The sequence below is a fragment of the Variovorax paradoxus EPS genome (assembly GCF_000184745.1).
In the GTDB taxonomy this organism is placed as follows: domain Bacteria; phylum Pseudomonadota; class Gammaproteobacteria; order Burkholderiales; family Burkholderiaceae_C; genus Variovorax; species Variovorax paradoxus_C.
Genome location: NC_014931.1, coordinates 1,362,583 through 1,385,628 on the forward strand (window position 1 = coordinate 1,362,583; position 23,046 = coordinate 1,385,628).

The window sequence follows — 23,046 nt, forward strand, 5'->3', positions numbered from 1 at the left end:
GGTTCCGTTGCCCGGCGCCGGTCGGGTTCCCGCTAGGCGGAGCGCTCGCCGCACCGACGCAGAATCGGTGCAATGACCGCTGCATTCGCCACCACCTTTCGCCTGTTGATCCTGGGCATTCCCTTCGCCGCTCACGCCCAGCAGAAGGAGCTTCCAGCCGAAACGGCGAAGGGCCAGTTGCGGGAGGTCACCGTCTCCACGCCGCGCGGAGAGGTGGCACCCTTCAACGTCCCAGGCTCGGTCGACCGCATCGATGGTGCGGAGATGCGCGACAGCCGCCTGCAGGTCAATCTCTCCGAAAGCCTCGGCGCCGTGCCGGGGCTGCAGGTGCAGAACCGGCTGAACTACGCGCAGGACCTGCAACTGTCGATCCGCGGCTTCGGCGCGCGCTCGACCTTCGGCGTGCGCGGCGTGCGGCTCTACGTCGATGGCATTCCGGCCACCTTGCCCGACGGGCAAGGGCAGACGTCGAACATCGACATCGGCTCGGTTGATCGCGTGGAGGTGTTGCGCGGGCCGTTCTCGGCGCTCTATGGCAACTCATCGGGCGGCGTGGTGCAAGCCTTCACTGCATCGGGGGAAGGCGCGCCGCGTCTTTCCTATTCCGCGGCCGGCGGCAGCTTCGGCACCTGGCGGCAGTCGATGCAGATCAGCGGCTCGCAGAGCGCGGTCGACTACCTGCTGGGCGCGAGCCGCTTCCACACCGACGGATGGCGCGAGCACAGTGCCGCGCGGCGCGACATCGCCAACGGCAAGCTGGGCATTGCGCTGGACAACGGCGACAAGCTCACGCTCGTGCTCAACAGCGTGCGCATCGACGCGCAGGATCCGCTGGGCCTGACCGCCGACCAGTACGCGCGAGCGCCCCGCAGCGCGCCGCTCGCGACGCAGTACGACACGCGCAAGACGGTCGAACAGACGCAGCTCGGTCTGCTCTACGAACGGCGCATCGACGCGACGCAGGGCTTGCGTCTCATGGTCTACGGCGGCGAGCGCAAGACGACGCAGTACCAGTCGATCCCGCCCTCGGCGCAGCAGAACCCGCTGCATGCGGGCGGCGTGATCGATCTCTCGCGGCAGTACGGCGGCGTCGATGTGCGCTGGACCGCCGCGCTGCAACTGGCCGACCGGCCGCTCGATGTGGTGGCGGGTCTCGGCTACGACAGCCTGCGCGAACGCCGCCGCGGCTACGAGAACTACCTCGGCAGCGTCGCGAACCCGGTGCTCGGCGTGCAGGGGCGCCTGCGCCGCAGCGAGCGCAACGAGGTCTGGAACCTCGACCCCTACGCGCAGGCCACCTGGCGCTTCACCGAGCGCTGGACGCTCGAGGCCGGCGTGCGCCGCAGCAGCGTGCACTTCGCATCGAACGACCGCTACATCGTGGGCGCGAACCGCGACGACAGCGGCACCGCGCGCTACAGCAAGACGCTGCCGGTGGCGTCGCTGCGCTATCAGGCGACGCCAGACCTCGCGCTCTACGGCTCCATCGGCCGCGGGTTCGAGACGCCGACGCTCAACGAACTCTCGTACCGCTCGGGCGGCGCAAGCGGCCTCAACTTCGCGCTGCGGCCATCGGTGAACGACAGCATCGAGGTGGGCGCGAAGGCGCGGCTCGCCGGCGGGCTGCTGACGTCGGCGCTGTTCCAGACGCGCACGCGCGACGAGATCGTGACCGACACCAACGTCGGCGGCCGCGCGACCTTCCAGAACGCGGGGCGCACACGGCGCAACGGCTTCGAACTCGGCTGGCAGCACGAGACGTCGAACCACTGGCGCACGCAGTTGGCCTATACGTGGCTCGATGCGACGTACCGCGATGCCTTCTGCTCGCCGTCGCCCTGTGCGGCAGCCAACACGGTGGCGGGCGGCAACCGCATTCCGGGCATCGCGCGGCAGTCGCTGTTCGCATCGCTGGGCTGGGTGCCGCCCGAGGGTTGGCGCGCCGGTGTCGAGATGCGCGCGCTCGGGCGTATCCAGGCGAACGACGTCAACACCGCGAGCGCGCCGGGCTATGCCGTCGCGGCGCTGTATGCGGGCTATCTGAGGAAATGGGAGCGTTGGGAGTTCAACGCCTTCGCGCGTGTCGACAACCTGTTCGACCGGCGCTACGTGGGCTCGGTCATCGTCAACGAAGGCAATGCGCGCTATTACGAGCCCGCGCCGGGCCGTAACTGGACGGTGGGCCTGAGCGGTGCGTACCGCTTCTGATGACCCACCGTCTTTTTCTATCTACTTACTTGAGGCCGGCTGCTGCGCGCAGTGCGGGCGCTTGCGTCGTCGCTTCCCAGGTGAACTCGGGCTCTTCGCGGCCGAAGTGGCCGTAGGCGGCGGTCTTCTGGTAGATCGGGCGCAGCAGGTCGAGCATCTGGATGATGCCCTTCGGGCGCAGGTCGAAATGCTCGCGCACGAGTTCGGCGATCTTCTCGTCCGAGATCACGCCCGTGCCTTCGGTGTAGACCGTGATGTTCATCGGCTGCGCCACGCCGATCGCGTAGGCCACCTGGATCTGGCACTGGCGCGCAAGGCCCGCGGCCACGATGTTCTTGGCCACGTAGCGCGCGGCGTAGGCGGCCGAGCGGTCGACCTTCGACGGGTCCTTGCCCGAGAACGCGCCGCCGCCGTGCGGGCAGGCGCCGCCGTAGGTGTCCACGATGATCTTGCGGCCGGTGAGGCCGCAGTCGCCCTGCGGGCCGCCGATGACGAAGCGGCCGGTCGGGTTGATCAGGTAGCGCGTGTTCTGCAGCCATTCCTTCGGCAGCACGGGCTTGATGATCTCTTCGATGATGGCTTCGTTGAACGAGGCCTTCATCTTGGTCGAGGTCTCGCTCTGGTCGGGACTGTGCTGAGTGGAGAGCACCACGGTGTCGATGCTGTGGGGCTTGCCGTCGACATAGCGCATCGTGACCTGGCTCTTGGCGTCAGGGCGCAGGAACGGCAGGCGGCCGTCCTTGCGCAGCTGGGCCTGGCGCTCCACGAGGCGGTGCGCGTAGTAGATCGGCGCGGGCATCAGCTCGGGCGTTTCGTCGCAGGCGTAGCCGAACATCAGGCCCTGGTCGCCGGCACCGGTATTCAGGTGGTCGTCGGAGGCGTGGTCCACGCCCTGGGCGATGTCGTTGGACTGCTTGTCGTAGCAGACCATCACCGCGCAGCCCTTGTAGTCGATGCCGTACTCGGTGTTGTCGTAACCGATGCGCTTGATGGTGTCGCGCGCGACCTGGATGTAGTCGACGTGCGCGTTGGTGGTGATTTCGCCGGCGAGCACCACGAGGCCGGTGTTGGTCAGCGTCTCGGCGGCCACGCGGCTGCGGGGGTCCTGCTCGAAGATCGCGTCCAGGATGGCGTCCGAAATCTGGTCGGCAACCTTGTCGGGGTGGCCTTCGGAAACGGATTCGGAAGTGAAGAGGAAGTCGTTCGCCATTTTTCAAAGCTCCTTGAAGTTGATTGGCGCGTTGCCAACTCTGCGGAGCCCTGGCGAACGCTTTAGCAGATGCCGAGGAATCGGCGGAACACAATCGCTTTGCGCTTGTGGTTTGTCGCCCTGCAAGTTGTTCCGTAACTCGGCGACAATTTGCATTCTATTAGAGCCGCGCAATACCATGCGCGCGCGTCCGTTTTTTGACTCCCTTTCCCGTTCAATGATCACCCTGTTTCGCCTGCTCGCCCGCGTGCCGATGCCGTTGATGCATCGCCTGGGCGCCATGCTGGGCTGGCTGGTCTGGTTCTCTGCGCCGGACTACCGACGCCGATTCAAGGCCAATGCCGAAAGCGCGGGCTTCTCGCCCGATCAATACCGTCCCGCCATCGCCGCCGCTGGTCACATGGCGTCCGAGCTGCCCTGGTTGTGGCTGCGGCCGCAAGGGGAAAGCGTGCTGCCCCGCGTCGTGCGCTGGGAAGGTGTCGAGGCCTTCGAGGCGGCCATGCGGGCGAAGAAGGGCGTGATCCTGGTCGCACCGCACCTGGGCAGCTGGGAGATGTGCGGACAGGCGATCGGCGAGCGCTTCTTCGAGGCCTTCGGGCCGATCACCGCGCTGTTCCGTCCCGCGCGCAAGAAGTGGATGGCCGACCTGATCGCCGCGGGCTCGCGCGACCGGCCGGGCCTGCAGACGCTGCCGACCAACAACACCGGCGTGCGCGGCCTGATCCGCACGCTGCGCAGCGGCGGCTACACCGGCATCCTCCCCGACCAGGTGCCGCCAGCGGGGCAGGGCGTGTGGGTGCCTTTTCTCGGCCGGCCGGCCTACACCATGACCCTGCTCCCGCGCCTCGCGCAGCAGACCGGTGCGGCGTGTTTTCTTAGCGTGTGCGAGCGGCTGCCACGCGGTGCGGGCTATGTGATCCGCTTCGAACCGATCGTGGGCACGGCGCTGACCGATCCCAAGGCCACCGTCGAAGAAGCGGCCGCAGCAATGAACGACGGCATCGGCCGCCTGATCCGCAGCCTGCCCGGCCAGTACGTCTGGGACTACGCGCGCTACAAGGAGCCGCGCGCCGACCGGGCCGTTGCGGCCGTAGCCGGAGAGCAGACGCCATGAGCCTCAGCTCCCGACTCGGTATCGGCTTCATGCGGGTGCTGGCGCCACTGCCCCTGCCGCTGGTGCGCGGCTTCAGCAAGATCCTCGGTCGCGTGCTGCACACCATCGCCGTGCCGCGGCGGCGCGTGGTCGACCGAAATCTCGCGCTTTGCTTCCCCGAAAAATCCGAGGCCGAGCGCCGCGCCATCGCACGCGAGACATTCATCTTTGTCGCGCAGTCATGGCTGGACCGCAGTTGGCTCTGGCATGCGCCGGAGAAGGTGGTGGCGAGCCGGCTCAAGATCGTGGGCTCCGAGTCCGAGATCCGGGAGATCGCCGAGGGCGATGCGCCGATGATCCTGTTCGCGCCTCACTTCTATGGCCTCGATGCCGCGGCCACCGCGCTCACCATGCACACCGCGCGCCCCTCGGCCACGATCTACACGACCCAGCGCGACCCGATGGTCGATGCCTGGATCCGCGAAGGCCGCACGCGCTTCGGCGACGTGGCGGCGCTCAACCGGGTGGACGGCATAAAGCCCGTGCTCTCGGGCCTGCGCAAGGGCGGGTTGCTGTACCTGCTGCCCGACATGGACTTTGGCCGCGACCAGACGATCTTCGTGCCGTTCTATGGCGTGCAAGCCGCGACCGTGCCTTCGCTCTCGCGCTTCGCGCGCCTGGGCAAGGCCAAGGTGGTGCCGGTGGTGGCGAAGCTCACGCCCGGCGGCTACGAGATCGAAGTGAAGTCGGCGTGGCAGAACTTCCCCACCGACGACGTCGAGGCTGACACGGCCCTCATGAACGAGCGGCTGCAGGGCTACATCGACACGATGCCGTCGCAGTACTACTGGGTGCATCGCCGCTTCAAGACCCGCCCTGACGGCGAGCCGAAAATCTACTGAAGGCCAATCCGTTCACGCTGAGCTTGTCGAAGCGCCGCGCAGGGCTTCGACAGGCTCAGCCCGAACGGCTTCCAGGAATCAGTTTCGCTGCAGGAAGGCCTCGATCTCCCGCGCGACCAGTTGCGGTTGCTCGTGCACGATCCAGTGGGTTGCGTTGGGCACCTTCTTGACCTCGAGCTTCGGCACGTAGTCCTCGAGCCCATCGAGCAACCCCGGCAGCAGCGCCGCATCGTCCAGCGCCCAGAACACGAAGGTCGGCACGTTCACCGTGAGCCGTTCGTGCGGCAGCACCGGAATGCCGTCGATGGTCTGGCCCGGCAGCGGCGGCTTCATCGGTGTCACGCGGTAGAGATTGCAGGCGCCGGTGAGGCCCGCGCCCCAGACCTCGCGGTACTGCTGCTTCACTTCTTCAGTGAGCCAGCCGAAGCCGTCGGGGCCGGCCTTCATCAGTGTGAAGAAGGGCCACATGCGCTTGAAGTCGTCGGCTGCGAGCAGCGCTTCGGCGTCGGGGCGCGCGAGGAAGTTCATGTACGCGCTGGCCTGCTGCTGCGCTGCGCTGTTGCGCAGTTCGCGCGTGAAGGTGCCCGGGTGCGGCGAATTGATGATGACCAGCTTGCCGATTTGCGCCGGGAACGCGTTCGCGTAGCCCCAGGCGAAGGCACCACCCCAATCGTGGGCGACCAGCGCAGCCATCTTGCCGTCGGCGCTTTCGGTGGCGACGAGCTGCTGGATGTCCTGGACCATCAGGTGCGCCTTGTACTCGGCCACTTCGGTCGGCGCGCTCGATTTCTCGAAGCCGCGCAGGTTGGGCGCCACGCATCGGTAGCCGCCATGGGCGGGGTCGGCGAAGTAATCGAGCAGCTCGTCCCAGATGAACGCGGCCTCGGGAAAGCCGTGCAGGAACACCATCAGCGGCTGGCCCGGCTTGCCGCTCGCGCGGCAGCTCAGGGTGGTGCCGTTGGGCAGGCTGCGTTGGAAGGTCTCGATCATGCTTCGTGTCTCCTTGGGTTGACTGTCGCTATTTTTTTGATAGTGAGCTGAGCAGGCGGGACGGTCAATGCAGCCGTTCGGCCTCAGGTTTCTTCCGGTGGCTCCGGTGCTTCCTGCGGCTCCTGCGATTGGGCCGGCGCAGCGCCGCCTTCCGGATGCACCCACTGCCAGAGCAACTGGGCTGCGTCGCCGACGCCCTGCTTCTTCAGCGCCGAAAACAGTTTGACCTCGCCGCCGCCGGCCTGGAGTCGCGTAATCGACAGCACCTTGGCGGCTTCGCTGCGCGTGAGCTTGTCGGACTTGGTCAGCAGGATCAGGAACTTGAGGCCTTGCTGCACGCGCGGGCGGATCACATCGAGCAGGATCTCGTCGAGCTCGGTCAGACCGTGGCGCGGATCGCACATCAGGACAACCCCTCGCAGGCTTTCGCGTGTGATGAGGTAATTGCCCATCACGCGCTGCCAGCGCAGCTTGGCTTCCTTCGGCACGGCCGCGTAGCCGTAGCCGGGGAGGTCGGCCAGCACCGCATCGTCGACCTTCTGCTTGCCGATGCCGAACAGGTTGATGTGCTGCGTGCGGCCCGGCGTCTTCGAGGCAAAAGCCAGGCGCGTCTGCTGCGTGAGGGTGTTGATGGCGGTCGATTTGCCGGCGTTCGATCGGCCGACGAAAGCGATCTCCGGAAGGTCGACCGGAGGCAGGTGTTCCAGCTGCGGAGCGCTGGTGAGGAAGTGGGCGGTGTGGAGCCAGCCGAGGGCCACGCGCTCGCGTTCGGCGACCTGCGGGTCCGCGGCGGGGGCCGCGCGGGGGGGATAAGCGGCGGACTTGGCGCGCGGGGAGGTCATCAATGGGCTTTCGGAACGGGGCGCCATTGTAGAATCGCGGGGTTTTGCGCCATAAATCTAAGCCCCCGATATGAAGTTGTTTGCCAATATTCTGCTTGCAGCCCTCTTGGGTAGTGCAGTCAGCGCGAGTTTTGCAGCCGATGAACATGCAGCGGCCCCCGCGGCGGCGGCAGCAGCCAAGCCGGCCAAGCCCGATCCCGCCAAGGGCGACACGGTGTTCAATGCAACGCCGGCCAACAGCCAGAGCTGTGCTTCGTGCCACAACGCCGACGGCAACTCGGCCATCGCGGCCAATCCGAAGCTGGCGCAACAACATCCCGAATACATCCTCAAGCAGCTGCAGGACTTCAAGTCCGGCGCCCGCAAGAGCGCGATCATGAAGCCGCTGGCTTCGGCGCTGTCCGAAGAAGACATGCGCAACATCGCCTGGTTCGTCGGCTCGAAGAAGGTCAAGACGGGCTTCTCGAAAGACAAGGACACCATCGCCCTCGGCGAGAAGATCTACCGCGGCGGCATCGGCGATCGCCAGATCCCCGCCTGCGCCGGCTGCCACAGCCCGAACGGTGCCGGCATTCCCGCCCAGTACCCGCGCCTGGGTGGCCAGAACGCCGAGTACACCGTCGCCCAGCTCACGGCCTTCCGCGACAACGTGCGCACCAACAGCCTGCCGATGACCGGCGTTGCCGCCAAGCTCAACGACCGTGAAATCAAGGCCGTGGCCGACTACATCGCCGGCCTGCGCTGACCCTGCGTTTTCCAGCGTGAACTAACCGCCGACAACAACCCCAAACAAAGGGCGGGCCGATCCAGGAGGATGGCCCGCCCTTTTGCTTTTTTCCCCTTTTTTCCAGCGCTCCACCGATGTCAGTTTCCACCCATGGCCTTCGCGTTCATCGCGGCCCGCAAGTGCTTCGCGCGGCGGTGGAGCTGTTCTCGTCGATGCGCTTCGCGATCGCGCTGCTCACCGTCATCTGCATCGCCTCGATCATCGGCACGGTCATCAAGCAGCACGAGCCGATCAACAACTACATCAACCAGTTCGGGCCGTTCTGGGCGGAGTTCTTCCGCGCGGCGCGGCTCGATTCGATCTACAGCGCCTGGTGGTTCCTGCTGATCCTGCTGTTCCTGGTGATCAGTACCACGCTGTGCATCGCGCGCAACACGCCCCGCATCCTGATTGACCTGAAGACCTTCAAGGAAGATATCCGCGCGCAGAGCCTGAAGGCCTTCGGCCAGCGCGCCGAGAACACGTTGGCGGAAACGCCGGATGCCGCCGCCAATCGCATCGGCCAACTGCTGGTGAGCGGCGGCTGGAAGGTCAAGCTGCAGCAGCGTGAGGGTTCAGGCGACGGCAAGGCCGCGCCGGGCTGGATGGTCGCCGCGCGTGCCGGTGGCGCCCACAAGCTGGGGTACATCGCGGCGCACAGCGCCATCGTGCTGGTGTGCATTGGCGGCCTGCTCGACGGCGACCTCGTGGTGCGCGCGCAGACCTGGTTCAACGGCAAGAGCGTGTTTACCGGCGGCGGCATGATCGCCGACGTGGCGCCGGAGCACCGGCTCTCGGTCAACAACCCGACCTTCCGCGGCAACATCCTCGTGCCCGAGGGCGGGCAGGGCAGCGTGGCCATCCTGAACCAGGCCGACGGCGTGCTGCTGCAGGAGCTGCCGTTCTCCATCGAGCTCAAGAAGTTCATCGTCGATTACTACTCGACGGGCATGCCCAAGCTCTTCGCGAGCGAGGTGGTGCTGCACGACCGCGAGACCGGCGCGCAGGTGCCGGCGCGCATCGAGGTGAACCATCCCGCGAGCTACAAGGGCGTGGAGATCTACCAGTCGAGCTTCGACGACGGCGGCTCCAAGGTGAAGCTCAAGGCGGTGCCGATGGCGGCCGCGGCCAAGCCCTTCGAGGTCGAGGGGATCATCGGCGGCCCGAGCACCGAGATCACCAACGGCAAGGACAAGCTCACGCTCGAATACGCCGCGCTGCGGGTGATCAACGTCGAGAATTTCGCCGAAGGCGGCGCCATGGGAAGCGGCGCGGACGTGCGCAAGGTCGACTTGCGCCACAGCCTCGAGTCGCGCCTGGGCGCGGCGAACAAGACCAACAAGCCCAAGGTGCTGCGCAACATCGGCCCAAGCATCGGCTACAAGCTGCGCGACGCCGCCGGGCAGGCGCGGGAATACCAGAACTACATGGTGCCGGTCGACACCGGCGACGGCCAACCGGTGTTCCTGCTGGGCATGCGCGAGAAGCCCGAAGACCCGTTCCGCTACCTGCGCGTACCGGCCGACGAGCAGGGCTCCATGGACGGCTTTGTTCGCATGCGCACCGCGCTTGCCGACCCCGACACCCGCGCGCGCGCCATCGAGCGCTACATCGCCAAGGCGACCGATCCGAAGCGGCCCGAAATGGCCGAGCAACTGCGCGTGTCGGCCACCCGGGCCCTCGCGCTGTTCTCGGGAAGCGAACGCGCCCGTGCCGATGCCACGACGGCCGGCGGCTGGCAGGCGATCGCCGAATTCATGGAAGTCAACGTGCCCGAGGCCGAGCGCGAACGCGCCGGCGCGGTGCTGGTGCGCATCCTCAACGACGTGTTGTTCGAAGTGCTCAACCTGAGCCGCGAAGGCGCAGGCCTCGCGGCCGTGCCGAGCGACGACAAATCGCAGGCCTACCTCACCCAGGCGGTGCTGGCCATCAGCGATGCGCACTTCTACCCGGCGCCGGTCGCGATGATGATGACCGACTTCACCCAGGTGCAGGCCAGCGTGTTCCAGGTGGCGCGCGCCCCTGGGAAGAACGTCGTCTATCTCGGGTGTCTGTTGCTCATCGTCGGGATTTTTGCCATGCTGTACGTGCGCGAGCGGCGCCTCTGGGTGTGGCTCACGCCCGATGGAGCGGCTTCCGGAGACAACGCAACGGCCGCCACGATGGCCTTCTCGGTCAACCGCAAGACGATCGACAGCGACCGCGAATTCGAGCATCTCAAGCACAAGCTGCTCGCACTGGACAAAGAACCAACGGCGACAAAATGAATACCACGACCCTCACGCTCAATGAAAGCTGGCTCTCGCGCCGCAACCTGTTCGACTGGGTGTTCGCGGCGCTGGTGCTGGCGGGCGGACTGTTCGCCTTCACCCGCTATGCGGGATCGATGGACTACTACGAGAAGCCGATCCTCGCCGCCGCGGTGATCTCGATGATCGCCATCGGCTGGTTCTGGCGCCCGCTGCGGGTGCTGGCGATCGTGGTGGCCGCGGCCTCGCTGCTGGCAATCACGTCGTATCAAGGGGACCTGGCGCGTGCCGACTCGGTGTTCTGGCTCAAGTACTTCCTCTCGAGCCAGTCGGCCATCCTCTGGATGAGCGTGCTGTTCTTCATGAGCACGGTCTTCTATTGGCTCGGCTTCTTCGGTGGCAAGCAGGCCGACACCTTCGACGCGATCGGGTCGCGCCTGGCCTGGGCTGCGGTGACGATGGCGCTGATCGGCACGATGGTGCGCTGGTACGAGAGCCACCAACTCGGCCCGGACATCGGCCACATCCCGGTGAGCAACCTGTACGAAGTGTTCGTGCTGTTCTGCTGGCTGACGGCCGCGTTCTATCTCTATTTCGAAGAGCGCTACAACACGCGCGCGCTCGGCGCCTTCGTGATGCTGGTGGTGAGCGCCGCGGTCGGCTTTCTGCTCTGGTACACGATCGTGCGCGAGGCGCATGAAATCCAGCCGCTGGTGCCGGCCCTGCAGAGCTGGTGGATGAAGCTGCATGTGCCCGCCAACTTCATCGGCTACGGCACTTTCGCGCTCGCGGCCATGGTGGCGTTCGCCTACCTCATCAAGGAACAGGCCACCGAGACCCGCTGGTACAAGCTCACGCCGATCTGGCTCCTGGGCGTGGCGCTGTGCTTCGTGCCGGTGGCTTTCCGGCAGCGCGTGCAGGAAGCCGGCGGCAGCTATTGGGTGATCTACGCGGGCATCTCGGCGCTGATCGCCGCGGGCATCCTGCTTGGGCGCAAGCGCATCGCGGCGCGCCTGCCGGCCAACGAGGTGCTTGACGACGTCATGTACAAGTCGATCACCGTCGGCTTTGCCTTCTTCACCATCGCCACCGTGCTCGGTGCCCTGTGGGCGGCCGACGCCTGGGGCGGCTACTGGAGCTGGGATCCGAAGGAAACCTGGGCGCTGATCGTCTGGCTCAACTACGCGGCCTGGCTGCACATGCGGCTCGTGAAGGGCCTACGCGGCACGGTGGCCGCGTGGTGGGCCCTGGGCGGGCTGGCGGTGACCACCTTCGCTTTCCTGGGCGTGAACATGTTCCTGAGCGGGTTGCACAGCTACGGCACCCTGTAGGCGCAGGCCCTCGGCCTTTCGCGAAGAATTGAAACCACGCGCCGTGCCGGCGCGTAACCAAATCGGGGCGGCTCACGAACTACCCTGAGACCAACGATTCACGCGAAAGGCCTGTCATGTCGTTCCATTCCCGCTCGCACCGCCGCGACACCAGCGGCTTCATCCATCCGCTGTCGAGCGAAATCACGCCGCGCGCGGCCTACGAAGGCCGGCGCGACCTGCTCAAGCTGATGGCCACGGGCGCGGCCGGTGCGGCACTGGCCGGCTTTGCAGGACGCGAGGCCTTCGCCCAGGCGACCGGCCCGCACAAGCTGGCGCTGCTGCCCGCCGTCAAATCGACGGTGCCCGGCGCGCAGACGATGGACAAGCTCACCGACTACAAGGACGCGTCGAGCTACAACAACTTCTACGAGTTCGGCACCGACAAGGGCGATCCGGTCAAGAACGCCGGCACGCTGAAGACCCGCCCGTGGACTGTCGAGGTCGAGGGCTTGGTCAAGAAGCCGGGCAAGTACGGCATCGAGGACCTGCTCAAGCTCAGCGCGCAGGAAGAGCGCATCTACCGCCTGCGCTGCGTCGAGGGCTGGTCGATGGTGATTCCGTGGATCGGCTATTCGCTGGCCGAACTCATCAAGAAGGTCGAGCCGCAGGGCAATGCCAAGTTCATCGAGTTCGTGACGCTGGCCGACCCGAAGACCATGCCCTTCGTTGGCTCGCGCGTGCTCGACTGGCCCTACACCGAGGGCCTGCGCATGGACGAGGCGATGCATCCGCTCACGCTGTTGTCCTTCGGCATGTACGGCGAGGTGCTGCCCAATCAGAACGGTGCGCCGGTGCGCCTCGTGGTGCCATGGAAGTACGGCTTCAAGTCGGCCAAGTCGATCGTGAAGATCCGCTTCGTCGAAAAAGAGCCAAGCACCGCCTGGAACAAGGCGGCGGCGCAGGAATACGGCTTCTATTCGAACGTGAACCCGAACGTCGACCATCCGCGCTGGAGCCAGGCGACCGAGCGTCGCATCGGCGACGGCGGTGGCCTCTTCGCCAAGCGCAACAAGACGCTGCTGTTCAACGGCTATGAAGCGCAGGTCGGCCAGCTGTACGCGGGCATGGACCTGAAGAAGAACTACTGAGGCGGGCGCGCACCCCTGCTGCTCGCGGGGGGCGCGACCCGAACGCCATGAACAAGCTGCTGCTCCATCCCGCCGCCAAGCCCCTCGTCTTTGTGCTGTGCCTGCTGCCGTTCGCGTGGCTGGCCTACGGCGTGGCCGTTGGAGAGTTGGGACCCAACCCTCAGGAATACTTGATCCGCGCGACCGGCGACTGGACGCTGCGCTTCATTTGCATCGTGCTGGCGGTGACGCCGCTGCGCGTCATCAGCAAATGGAACGCGCTTGCGCGCTTTCGCCGCATGCTGGGCCTGTTCGCGTACTTCTACGTGGTGCTGCACCTCTTGTGCTACAGCGGGTTCGACATGGGTTTCGAGTGGGGCGAGATAGCCAAGGACATCGCCAAGCGGCCGTTCATCCTGGTGGGCTTCTCGGCCTTCGTGCTGCTGACGCCGCTCGCGGCCACCTCGTTCAATCGTGCGATCAAGGCGATGGGCGCGAAGCGCTGGCAGATGCTGCACAAGCTGGTGTACGTAATCGCCGGCCTGGGCCTGCTGCACTTCTTCTGGATGCGGGCGGGCAAGAACAACTTTGCGGAAGTGTTCGTCTACGCCGCGATCATCGCGGTGCTGCTGGGATGGCGCGTGTGGAACTACGCGAGCAAGCGGAAGGCGAAGATGGTACCTGCGGGTGCGCGCGGCGGCGAGAAGCCGCTGCGCAGCACCAGCTAGTCAGACCAGTTCGTTGCGCAGCTGGTCTTCCATCGTCTCGCGGCGACGGATCAGCGTGGCGCTCTGGCCGCTCACCAGCACTTCGGCTGCACGCGGACGCGTGTTGTAGTTGCTGGACATGCTCATGCAGTACGCGCCCGCCGACAGCACTGCGAGCAGGTCGCCAGCCAGCACGTTGAGCGCGCGGTCGCGGCCGATCCAGTCACCGCTCTCGCAGACCGGACCGACCACGTCGTAGGTCGGTGCCTCGCCGGTGCGGATGCGCAGCGGCACGATCTTCTGGAAGGCCTGGTACATCGCGGGGCGCGGCAGGTCGTTCATCGCCGCATCGACGATGCAGAAATTCTTGTCTTCGCCGGGCTTGGTGTAGAGCACCTCGGTCACGCACACGCCCGCGTTGCCGACCAGCGAGCGGCCGGGTTCGATGACGAGCTTGCGCGCGCCGAAGCCACGCGCGTCGAGCTTGGCGAGCAACTGCTGCCAGAGGTCATCGGCCTTGGGCGGCACTTCGCCGTTGTAGTCGATGCCCAGGCCACCGCCGAAGTCCAGGTGATGGATCGGCACGCCGGCCGCCTCGATGGCCTCGACCAGGTCGAGGATGCGGTCGCAGGCATCCAGGTACGGGGAGGCTTCGGTGATCTGCGAACCGATGTGGCAATCGATGCCGACCACTTCGAGGCCCGGCAACCTGGCGGCATGGCGATAAGCCTCGACAGCGCGGTCATGCGCAATGCCGAACTTGTTGCCCTTGAGACCGGTGGAAATGTAGGGATGCGTCTTCGGATCGACGTTCGGATTGATGCGGATGCTGATCGGTGCACGGCCGCCTTCAGCCAAAGCCACTTCGTTCAGCACGTCGAGTTCGGCTTCGCTCTCGACGTTGAAGCAGGCGATGCCGGCGGCGAGGGCCTGGCGCATTTCCGCGCGGGTCTTGCCGACGCCCGAAAAGATGATCTTCTTCGGATCAGCGCCGACAGCCAGCACGCGGGCAAGCTCGCCGCCAGAGACGATGTCGAACCCGCAGCCCGCTTCGGCGAATACGCGCAGCACGCCGAGCGACGAGTTGGCCTTCATCGCGTAGCAGATCAGGGCGTCTCGGCCTTCGAAGCCCCGCTGGTAGGCGGCCAGCGCGTCGAGCATCCATTGCTTCGAATACACGAACAGCGGCGTGCCGTGTTCACGCGCCAAGGCATCGAGGGCGAGCCCTTCGACATGAAGGGCGCCGTCACGGTGGGCGATATGGGGATGGCCGGGGAGGGAGGCGTTCATCACTTGGGCGCTCCGTTGCCGGTGGTGGCTGCGGCCGGCGCGCTGCTGGCGGCGGCAGGCTTGGGTGCCGCTTGGCTGGAAGACGCGCTGGAGTCGCCGGGGGTGATCAATTGCGGCAAGGTGGCCCGCTGGGCCGCTGCCGGATCGTTCGGCAGGTACAACGCACCGCGCTGGCCGCAGGCTGCGAGCCCGGCGGCCGCAGCGGCGATGCAAACCATGAGCACAGTGCGGCCGCGGGCGGTCACTAGAATTTGGCGAACATTCAACATGGCGAAATTGTAATGACCGACACCGAGTACATGGACCGCGCCGAAGCCGCGCTTGCTGCGATCGAGCGAGCCTGCGATCGCATCAACGACGCGACCGACGCCGATCTCGACAACCAGCGGGTGGGCGGGATGATCACGATTTCCTTCCAGAACGGGAGCCAGCTGATCGTGAACCTGCAGAAGCCGCTGCAGGAGATCTGGCTGGCCGCGCGGTCCGGTGGCTATCACTACCGGCATGACGGCCAGGCCTGGGTCGACACCAAGACGGGCGAGGAATTTTTCGACAATCTCTCGCGCGAGGCCACGCTGCAGGCAGGCCAGCCGCTGGAGTTCGCGGCCGGCTGATCGCTCCGCGTCAGTTCCGGAACAGATCGAGGATGCGGTTGCGCTCCTCCGGCGGTGCCGGCGGGCTCACCGGCGCGCCGGTCAGGGCCTCGACCGGTGCGACGGGCGCGGCAGCTTCCACGCCGAGTGTCGCGACACCGCGGCCCGGCGCGTAGTCGTCGTAGTACCACTCGCCGCCGACGTTCACGATGCCCGAGGGCGGCGTGGTCGACAGGTCGGTCACGGGCACGCCCTTGAGGGCGGTTTCCATGTAGTTGATCCAGATCGGGAGGCTCAGGCCGCCGCCGGTTTCGCGGTCGCCCAGGTTGCGTGGCGTGTCGTAGCCGATCCATGAGATGGCCGTCATCGTCGGCTGGAAGCCCGCGAACCACGCATCGAGCGAGTCGTTGGTGGTGCCGGTCTTGCCGTAGAGGTCGACTCGCTTGAGCATGGCCTGCGCCTTCGCGGCGGTGCCGGCGCGGGCCACGGAATTGAGCAGCGTGTCCATGATGAAGGCGTTGCGTTGGGGGATGGCGCGGTTCGCCTCGTTCAGCAGCGAGGGCTGCTTGTCGACCAGGAGCTTGTCCTTGTGGTCGGTGATGCGGGTCACGAGGTACGGATTGACGCGGTATCCGCCATTGGCGAACACCGAGTAGCCCACCGCCATCTGCATCGGCGTGACAGCGCCGGCGCCCAGCGCCATCGGCAGATAGGCGGGATGCTTGTCCTTGTCGAAGCCGAAGTTGGTGATCCAGTCCTGCGCATAGCGGGTGCCGATGGATTGCAGGATGCGGATCGACACCAGGTTCTTCGACTTCATCAGCGCCGTGCGCATCGACATCGGGCCGTCGTAGCCGCCGCCGTAGTTCTTCGGCTCCCAGGGCTGGCCGCCGGTGGTGCCGGCATCGAAGAAGAGCGGACCGTCGTTGATGACCGTGGCAGGGGTGAAACCCTTCTCGAGCGCCGCCGAGTAGATGAACGGCTTGAAGCTCGATCCCGGCTGGCGCCAGGCCTGCGTGACGTGGTTGAACTTGTTCTTGCCGAAATCGAAGCCGCCGACCAGCGCCTTGATGGCGCCGTCGCGTGGGTCCATGGCGATGAACGCGCCTTCCACTTCAGGCAGTTGCGTGATTTCCCAGGTGTTCTTGGGCGTCTTCACCACGCGGATCACCGCGCCGCGGCGGATCTTGATGTTGGGCGGCGCCTTGTCGGAGAGCCCGGACTGCGCGGGCTTGAGGCCTTCGCCGGTGATCTGCACCGGATCGCCGTTGCCGCGCACCGCATTGATTTCCTTGGCATTGGCCTTGAGCACCACCGCGGCCATCACGTCGCCGTTGTCCGGATGGTCGGTCAGCGCGTCGTCGACGGCTTCGTCCAGGTCCTTGGGGTCGTTGGGCAGGTCGACGAACTTCTCGGGGCCACGGTAGATCTGGCGGCGCTCGTAATCCATGATGCCCTTGCGCAGCGCCTTGTAGGCAGCAGCCTGGTCGGCCGCGACCAGCGAGGTGTAGACCTTCAGGCCGCGCGTGTAGGTGCTGTCGCCGTACTGCGCATACATGAGCTGGCGCACGGTTTCGGCGACGTACTCGGCGTGCAGGCGGTTCGGATCGGCAGCGTCGCGCAGGTGCAGTTCTTCCTTCTTGGCTTCGGCCGCCTGCTCGGCGGTGATGAAGCCGGCTTCCTGCATGCGGTCGATCACATAGAACTGGCGGCCGCGCGCGCGCTGCGGGTTGTTGACCGGGTTGTTCGCGCCCGGCGCCTTCGGCAGGCCGGCCAGCATGGCGGCTTCCGCGATCGTCAGGTCCTGCAGCGGTTTGCCGAAATACGCTTCCGACGCGGCGGCGAAACCGTAGGCGCGATTGCCCAGGTAGATCTGGTTTAGGTAGATCTCGAAGATCTGGTCCTTGCTGAGCAGGTGCTCCAGCTTGAAGGTCAGCAGCACCTCGTAGACCTTGCGGGTCAGCGTCTTCTCGGAGCTCAGGTAGACATTGCGCGCCACCTGCATCGTGATGGTCGAGGCGCCCTGGCTCTTCACGCGGTTCAGGTTGGCGAGGCCAGCGCGAACCATGCCCTTGTAGTCGACGCCGCCGTGGTCATAGAAGCGCGCGTCCTCGGCGGCGAGCACCGCGTCCTTCACCACCTTGGGAATGGCGGCGATCGGCGTGAGGTTGCGGCGCTCTTCGCCGAACTCGCCGATCAGCGTGCCTTCGGCGGAAAAAACCCGCAGCGGCAGCTTGGGCCGGTAGTCGGAGAGTTCCGAGATGTCCGGCAGGTTCGGATAGGCAACAGCCAGCGCCACCGCGACCACGCAGAGGACCGACAGCACACCGGCCGCGGCAATGCCGAGCCCCCACAACACGAAGCGCAGCAGCCATTTGAGCCAGGCTGGGCGTGCGGGAGGAGGGGTCTTGGCTGGCCCTTTGGGGCGTGAAGTTTCTTGCATGAGGGCCCGGAGAGTCACCCGACATTATAAAAAGCCGTCCCTTCGGCTGCGGTTCGATCTTTGCTGTCTCGCACAGTCCTAATTCGAAAGTTACAGAATGCGGCTTTGACGTCAGGTTTTGACAACGTTTTGCCGTTTTGTCCCCCTTGGTCGCTTGGTTGGTACAACGCCTGCTGCTAGAGTGCAACCGAACGCATATTTTTCCATTGGTTACAAATACAGGGGGAGAGGGACCTAACTTGGCTGCTCTTGGATCATTGTTTCGTCGTCAAAACGCCCCCTTGCTTGGGCTGGATGTCAGTTCGTCCAGCGTCAAGCTGGTAGAGCTCGGCCGCGAGGCCAGCGGCAAGCTGGTTCTGGAGCGCTGTGCCATCGAACCCCTGGAACGCGGTTGGATCACCGACGGCAACGTCGAGAAGTTCGATGAGGTGGCCGAGGCCGTCCGGCGCGTCGTGCGCAAGAGCGGCACCAAGACGCGCAACGTCGCGCTCGCGCTGCCGCCTTCTGCGGTGATCACCAAGAAGATCATTCTTCCCGGTGGCATGAGCGAGCAGGAACTCGAGATCCAGGTCGAATCCGAAGCCAACCAGTACATTCCCTTCTCGCTGGACGAGGTGAGCCTCGACTTCTGCGTCACGGGCCCCAGCACCTCGTCCGCCGGCGATGTGGAAGTGCTGATCGCCGCCTCCCGCAAGGAAAAGGTCCAGGACCGCGAAGGCCTGGCCGAAGCGGCGGGGCTGAAGGCCATGATCCTGGACGTCGAGTCCTATGCCTCGCGCCTCGCGACCGCGCGCCTGATCGAGCAGCTGCCCGGCAAGGGCGTGGATTCGATCGTGGCGCTGTTCGAAGTCGGCGCCTTCACCACCAGCATGCAGGTGCTGCGTAACCAGGAGGTGCTGTATGACCGCGACCAGGCCTTCGGTGGTGCGCAGTTGACCCAGCTGATCGTCCGCCAGTACGGCTTTTCCGCTGAGGAAGCCGAAGCCAAGAAACGCAGCGGCGATCTGCCCGATGACTACGGCTCGGGCGTGCTCAAGCCCTTCGTGGAAAGCATCGCGCAGGAAATCGCGCGTGCGCTGCAGTTCTTCTTCACCAGCACGCCGCACAACCGGGTCGACTATGTGTTGCTGGCCGGCGGTTCGTCGTCGCTGCCGGGCCTGACCAGTGCCGTCACCCGCCAGACCTCTTTTGCCTGCTCGCTCGTCAATCCGTTCGACGGCATGGACTTCGGGCCGAGCATCCGCGAGAAGAAGGTGCGGCGTGAAGCGCCTTCGTACCTGACCTCTTGCGGCCTTGCCATGCGGAGATTCCTGCAGTGATCCTCATCAATCTGCTTCCGCACCGCGAAGCCGCACGCAAGCGGCGTCGCGAAGCTTTCTATGGAACCCTCGGCGGCGCTGCGCTGCTGGGCGGCTTGATCGCAGGCCTCGGTTACCTCTGGTTCGAAGCGCAAATTTCGACCCAGCAATCGAAGAACAGCTTCCTGCAGGCCGAGATCAAGAAGCTCGAGGTCGAGATCAAGGAAATCTCGACGCTGCAGGAAGAAATTGCGGCTCTGCGCGCGCGTCAACAGGCGGTCGAAGACCTGCAGGGCGACCGCAACCTGCCCGTGCACCTGCTCAATGAACTGGTCCGGCAACTGCCCGACGGCGTCTACCTCACCACCATGAAGCAGGACAACCAGACCGTCACGCTGCAAGGCATGGCGCAGTCGAACGAGCGCGTGTCCGAGCTGCTTCGCAACCTGGGCAACAACAGCCCGTGGCTGGTGAAGCCGGAGCTGGTCGAAATCACTTCGACGACGGTCAATCTGAGCCAGCGCGACCAGCGCCGCGTCGCGAATTTCACGATGAAGATCGGCCTGAAGCGGCCGACCGATGCGCAGAAGGCCGCAGCCGACAAGGCATTGGCTGCAGCGGCACAGGCCAAGGGGTAATCGATCATGGCAAGCAATCGCCCCTCCCAAAAAGTAGACATGGCCGCTGTACTGCGCAGCGCCGGCGACCAGTTCCGCGGACTCAATCCGAACGACCCGTCGATGTGGCCGGCAGTGCCGCGCTATGCCCTGTGCCTGGCCGTGACCGCGCTCGTGCTCGTGGCGCTGTGGTTCGTCTGGCTCACCAACTCCAATGACCAGCTCGAGAGCGAGCGCGCCCAGGAAGTGACGCTCAAGGCCGACTACCAGAAGAAGGTCGCGCAGGCAGCCAATCTCGATCTGCTGAAGAAGCAGCGCGAGCAGGTGCAGCAATATGTGACCCTGCTTGAGAAGCAGTTGCCCAGCAAGGCCGAAATGGACGCGCTGCTCTCGGACATCAACCAGGCAGGGCTCGGCCGAAGCCTGCAGTTCGAGCTGTTCCGCCCCGGTTCGATATCGGTCAAGGACTATTACGCCGAGCTTCCGATTGCCGTTCGCGTGACGGGGCGCTACCACGACATGGGTGCTTTCGCCGCCGACGTTGCCAGCCTCTCGCGCATCGTGACGCTCAACAACGTGACGATCACGCCGCAAAAGGACAAGGACGTGCTGACGATGGACGCCACCGCGCGCACCTTCCGCTATCTCGATGAAGACGAGCGGGCCGCCCAGAAACGCGCCACGGCGCCGAAGGCGAAGAAATGAGAGTGGCAAGCAAAGTCCTGTGGCTGATGCTGGCCACGGCGGGCCTGAGCGCCTGCGATTCAGGCCAGGAAGACCTCCAGCGCTGGATGGTCGAGCAGCGCGCCCAGGTGAAGCCTTCGGTGCCGCCGATTGCCGAGCCAAAGAAATTCACGCCCCAGGCGTATACCGAAGGCTCGTCTTTCGAGCCGTTCAACATCCTGAAGCTGACGCAGGCGCTGCGCCGCGAATCGAACCAGCCGAGCACCTCGGAGCTGATCGCGCCCGAGCTGGCACGCCGCAAGGAATCGCTGGAAGCCTTCCCGCTCGACTCGATGGCCATGGTCGGCAGCATGAACCGCAACGGCCAGCCGGTGGCGCTGGTCCGAGTCGACAAGCTGCTCTACAAGGTGCGCGTCGGCGAATACCTGGGGCTCAACTACGGGCGCATTACCCGTATCAACGAAACCGAAGTCGCCTTGCGTGAAATCGTGCAAGACGCCGCCGGTGAATGGATCGAACGCGTGGCGACATTGCAGCTGCAAGAGAGTGCGAAATGAACCAAAAAAAATCAACGATGGCACAGTGGCTGCGCGCCGCCGGGCTGGGTCTGCTGGCCTTCGGTGCAGTTGCCGTCGCCCATGCGCAAAACGCGATCGAGGCTGTGACCAGCTCGACGCAATCCGGCGCCGAGGTGATCCGGATCGATCTCGCCAAGCCGCTCACGGCGGTGCCGGCCGGATTCGCCGTCCAGACGCCGGCGCGGATCGCGCTCGACTTCCCGGGCGTGACGAATGCGATTGGCCGCTCTGCCATCGAGGTGAACCAGGGCAACCTGCGTTCGGTCAATGTGGTGCAGGCCGGAGAGCGCAGCCGGGTGGTGCTGAACCTGAAGCAGGCCACTGCGTACAAGACCGAGATCCAGGGCAAGTCGCTGCTGGTCGTTCTTGAGCCTGTGGCCGGTGCCGCCTTGGCTACATCCACCGCTACCGTCTTCGCGGAGAACCGCAACCGCGACACGCTCCCCCTGCGTGATGTCGATTTCCGTCTCGGTGCCGACAGCACGGGCCGCGTGATCGTCGACCTGCCGAACAACCAGGTGGGCGTCGACGTCAAGCAGCAGGGCAAGAACCTCGTCGTGGAGTTCACCAAATCGACGCTGCCCGAGGGCCTGCGCCGCCGCCTCGATGTGGGTGATTTCGGAACGCCGGTTCAGCTGATCACGTCGCAGCAGTCGGGCGACCGCGTGCGCATGACGATCGAAGCCAAGGGCGACTGGGAGCACAGCGCCTACCAGAGCGAAAACCAGTTCGTGGTGGAAGTCCGCGCTCGCAAGGTCGATCCGACCAAGCTGACGCAAGGTGTGGGCTACAACGGCGAGAAGCTCTCGCTGAACTTCCAGAACATCGAGATTCGCTCGCTGCTGCAGGTGATCGCCGACTTCACGAACTTCAACATCGTGACCTCGGATTCAGTGACTGGCGCGCTGACGCTGCGCCTGAAAGATGTGCCGTGGGATCAAGCCCTGGACATCATCATGCAGGCGAAGAACCTGGGCATGCGCAAGAACGGCAGCGTGCTGTGGATTGCGCCGAAGGATGAAATCAACGCCAAGGAAAAGCTCGAATTCGAGGCCAAGGCCGCAATCGAGAATCTGGAGCCGCTGCGCACGCAATCGTTTCAGTTGAACTACACGAAGGCCATTGCCATTGCGCAAGGGTTGACCGGGACTGGTGCCGGTGGTGGCGGCGGAGGCGGTGGCACAACAACCCGCATCCTTAGCCCGCGCGGCAGCGTGATTGCCGAGTCGCGTACCAATCAACTGTTCGTTTCCGACATTCCCTCGCGGCTTGCACAGGTGACCGAGTTGATTCAGAAGCTGGACATCCCGGTGCGCCAGGTGCTGATCGAAGCGCGCATCGTCGAAGCGTCCGACACCTTCGGCAAGTCGCTCGGCGTGCGGCTGGGCGGCGGTATCTCCCGCGAACGCGTCGCGTCGGCCAACGGCAATCCGGCATACGGCACCTTGGGCGTTATGCCTGCCACCACCAACGGCGGCGGCGTCGGCGGCGCAGCAGCCACTTGGACCAACTCCAACTTCATCAACCTGCCCGCAGGCGATGCCGGCGGTACCGGAAATACGCCCGGTGCCTTCGCAATCTCGCTTTTCAACTCGAGCTTGTCGCGCATGCTGAACCTCGAAATCTCGGCGCTCGAAGCCGACGGCAAGGGCAAGCTGGTGTCCAGCCCCCGCGTGATCACGGCCGACCAGACCAAGGCGCTGATCGAGCAGGGCGAAGAAATTCCTTACCAGCAAGCGACGTCCAGCGGTGCGACTTCCATCTCCTTCCGCAAGGCGGTGCTGAAGCTCGAAGTCACGCCGCAGATCACGCCCGAAGGCAACATCATCCTGACCCTGGACGTGAGCAAGGACGCTCGTGGCGTGAACACTTCGGCGGGTCCGGCCATCAACACCAAGCACGTGCAGACCGAAGTGCTGGTCGAGAACGGCGGCACGGTTGTCATCGGTGGTATCTTCGAACTTACCGAAACCAATGACGAGTCGCGCGTGCCGGTGCTGGGTGAAATCCCCTACATGGGGGCATTGTTCCGCAAGCGCGAACGCGTTGCCAACAAGACCGAAATGCTCGTCTTTATCACTCCAAAGATGATTACCGACCGCAACGCCGCGCGCTGACGCGCGGGCGTAGCAGCTA

The 23,046-nt window shown here is 65.3% G+C and carries 20 protein-coding genes; 14 read left to right on the top strand and 6 right to left on the bottom strand.

Annotation, left to right across the window (positions count from 1 at the left end):
* Positions 1-72: 72 nt before the first annotated feature.
* On the top strand, positions 73-2,208 hold the full coding sequence (locus VARPA_RS06040) for a TonB-dependent receptor (RefSeq protein WP_013539672.1): 2,136 nt from the start codon (positions 73-75) through the stop codon (positions 2,206-2,208).
* 25 nt (positions 2,209-2,233) lie between these two features.
* Here the strand turns inward: VARPA_RS06040 and metK are convergent, their stop codons facing one another.
* Complete coding sequence (gene metK / locus VARPA_RS06045; protein ID WP_013539673.1) at positions 2,234-3,418, bottom strand: methionine adenosyltransferase; 1,185 nt, start codon at positions 3,416-3,418, stop codon at positions 2,234-2,236.
* 217 nt (positions 3,419-3,635) lie between these two features.
* Between metK and VARPA_RS06050 the strand changes: the two genes are divergently transcribed.
* Positions 3,636-4,532, top strand: coding sequence for a lysophospholipid acyltransferase family protein (locus tag VARPA_RS06050; RefSeq protein WP_041942791.1), 897 nt, complete (start codon positions 3,636-3,638; stop codon positions 4,530-4,532).
* A complete protein-coding gene (locus VARPA_RS06055) occupies positions 4,529-5,413 on the top strand; it encodes a lipid A biosynthesis acyltransferase (protein WP_013539675.1) in 885 nt (294 codons plus the stop codon). Before VARPA_RS06050 ends, VARPA_RS06055 begins: the two co-directional genes overlap by 4 nt.
* Before the next feature lie 78 nt (positions 5,414-5,491).
* On the opposite strand, the gene VARPA_RS06060 is transcribed toward VARPA_RS06055, so the two are convergent.
* Together VARPA_RS06060 and yihA are read right to left on the bottom strand one after the other, a co-directional pair.
* Positions 5,492-6,403 (bottom strand): alpha/beta fold hydrolase, encoded by a 912-nt coding sequence (locus VARPA_RS06060; RefSeq protein ID WP_013539676.1) that lies wholly within the window; start codon positions 6,401-6,403, stop codon positions 5,492-5,494.
* Between the two features lie 83 nt (positions 6,404-6,486).
* On the bottom strand, positions 6,487-7,245 hold the full coding sequence (yihA, locus tag VARPA_RS06065) for a ribosome biogenesis GTP-binding protein YihA/YsxC (RefSeq protein WP_041942792.1): 759 nt from the start codon (positions 7,243-7,245) through the stop codon (positions 6,487-6,489).
* A 70-nt stretch (positions 7,246-7,315) separates the two neighbouring features.
* Between yihA and VARPA_RS06070 the strand changes: the two genes are divergently transcribed.
* The 5 genes from VARPA_RS06070 (at position 7,316) to VARPA_RS06090 (ending at position 13,428) form a co-directional block, all read left to right on the top strand.
* A complete protein-coding gene (locus tag VARPA_RS06070; protein WP_013539678.1) occupies positions 7,316-7,990 on the top strand; it encodes a c-type cytochrome in 675 nt (224 codons plus the stop codon).
* 116 nt (positions 7,991-8,106) lie between these two features.
* Entirely contained in the window at positions 8,107-10,278 is a 2,172-nt protein-coding gene (locus VARPA_RS06075) for a cytochrome c biogenesis protein ResB (protein WP_013539679.1), read from the top strand.
* On the top strand, positions 10,275-11,591 hold the full coding sequence (ccsB, locus tag VARPA_RS06080) for a c-type cytochrome biogenesis protein CcsB (protein ID WP_013539680.1): 1,317 nt from the start codon (positions 10,275-10,277) through the stop codon (positions 11,589-11,591). The genes VARPA_RS06075 and ccsB overlap by 4 nt, the downstream gene beginning before the upstream one ends.
* 116 nt (positions 11,592-11,707) lie before the next feature.
* Positions 11,708-12,721 carry a protein-methionine-sulfoxide reductase catalytic subunit MsrP gene (gene msrP / locus VARPA_RS06085; RefSeq protein ID WP_013539681.1) on the top strand — a complete coding sequence of 338 codons (1,014 nt, stop codon included), beginning with the start codon at positions 11,708-11,710 and terminating at the stop codon, positions 12,719-12,721.
* A 47-nt stretch (positions 12,722-12,768) separates the two neighbouring features.
* Positions 12,769-13,428, top strand: coding sequence for a sulfite oxidase heme-binding subunit YedZ (locus tag VARPA_RS06090; RefSeq protein ID WP_013539682.1), 660 nt, complete (start codon positions 12,769-12,771; stop codon positions 13,426-13,428).
* On the opposite strand, the gene lysA is transcribed toward VARPA_RS06090, so the two are convergent.
* Together lysA and lptM are read right to left on the bottom strand one after the other, a co-directional pair.
* Positions 13,429-14,697: a diaminopimelate decarboxylase gene (lysA, locus tag VARPA_RS06095; protein WP_013539683.1), complete on the bottom strand. Its 1,269-nt coding sequence runs from the start codon at positions 14,695-14,697 to the stop codon at positions 13,429-13,431.
* The gene (gene lptM, locus VARPA_RS30465; RefSeq protein WP_013539684.1) at positions 14,697-14,966 is read right to left on the bottom strand and encodes an LPS translocon maturation chaperone LptM; all 270 of its coding nucleotides are present in this window, start codon (positions 14,964-14,966) and stop codon (positions 14,697-14,699) included. The genes lysA and lptM overlap by 1 nt, the downstream gene beginning before the upstream one ends.
* Positions 14,967-14,978: 12 nt before the next feature.
* Here lptM and cyaY point away from each other — a divergent pair, with 12 nt between their 5' ends.
* On the top strand, positions 14,979-15,311 hold the full coding sequence (cyaY, locus tag VARPA_RS06105; RefSeq protein ID WP_013539685.1) for an iron donor protein CyaY: 333 nt from the start codon (positions 14,979-14,981) through the stop codon (positions 15,309-15,311).
* A 10-nt stretch (positions 15,312-15,321) separates the two neighbouring features.
* On the opposite strand, the gene VARPA_RS06110 is transcribed toward cyaY, so the two are convergent.
* Positions 15,322-17,733, bottom strand: coding sequence for a penicillin-binding protein 1A (locus tag VARPA_RS06110; protein WP_013539686.1), 2,412 nt, complete (start codon positions 17,731-17,733; stop codon positions 15,322-15,324).
* 239 nt (positions 17,734-17,972) lie between these two features.
* Between VARPA_RS06110 and VARPA_RS06115 the strand changes: the two genes are divergently transcribed.
* Genes VARPA_RS06115 through pilQ form a run of 5 tightly spaced genes read left to right on the top strand, consistent with a single transcriptional unit; the run spans position 17,973 to position 23,027 of the window.
* On the top strand, positions 17,973-19,052 hold the full coding sequence (locus VARPA_RS06115; RefSeq protein WP_013539687.1) for a pilus assembly protein PilM: 1,080 nt from the start codon (positions 17,973-17,975) through the stop codon (positions 19,050-19,052).
* On the top strand, positions 19,049-19,669 hold the full coding sequence (locus tag VARPA_RS06120; RefSeq protein WP_013539688.1) for a PilN domain-containing protein: 621 nt from the start codon (positions 19,049-19,051) through the stop codon (positions 19,667-19,669). The genes VARPA_RS06115 and VARPA_RS06120 overlap by 4 nt, the downstream gene beginning before the upstream one ends.
* Before the next feature lie 6 nt (positions 19,670-19,675).
* Entirely contained in the window at positions 19,676-20,353 is a 678-nt protein-coding gene (locus VARPA_RS06125; RefSeq protein WP_013539689.1) for a type 4a pilus biogenesis protein PilO, read from the top strand.
* The gene (locus VARPA_RS06130) at positions 20,350-20,889 is read left to right on the top strand and encodes a pilus assembly protein PilP (protein WP_013539690.1); all 540 of its coding nucleotides are present in this window, start codon (positions 20,350-20,352) and stop codon (positions 20,887-20,889) included. Before VARPA_RS06125 ends, VARPA_RS06130 begins: the two co-directional genes overlap by 4 nt.
* The gene (gene pilQ, locus VARPA_RS06135; protein ID WP_013539691.1) at positions 20,886-23,027 is read left to right on the top strand and encodes a type IV pilus secretin PilQ; all 2,142 of its coding nucleotides are present in this window, start codon (positions 20,886-20,888) and stop codon (positions 23,025-23,027) included. Before VARPA_RS06130 ends, pilQ begins: the two co-directional genes overlap by 4 nt.
* Positions 23,028-23,046 lie beyond the last annotated feature (19 nt).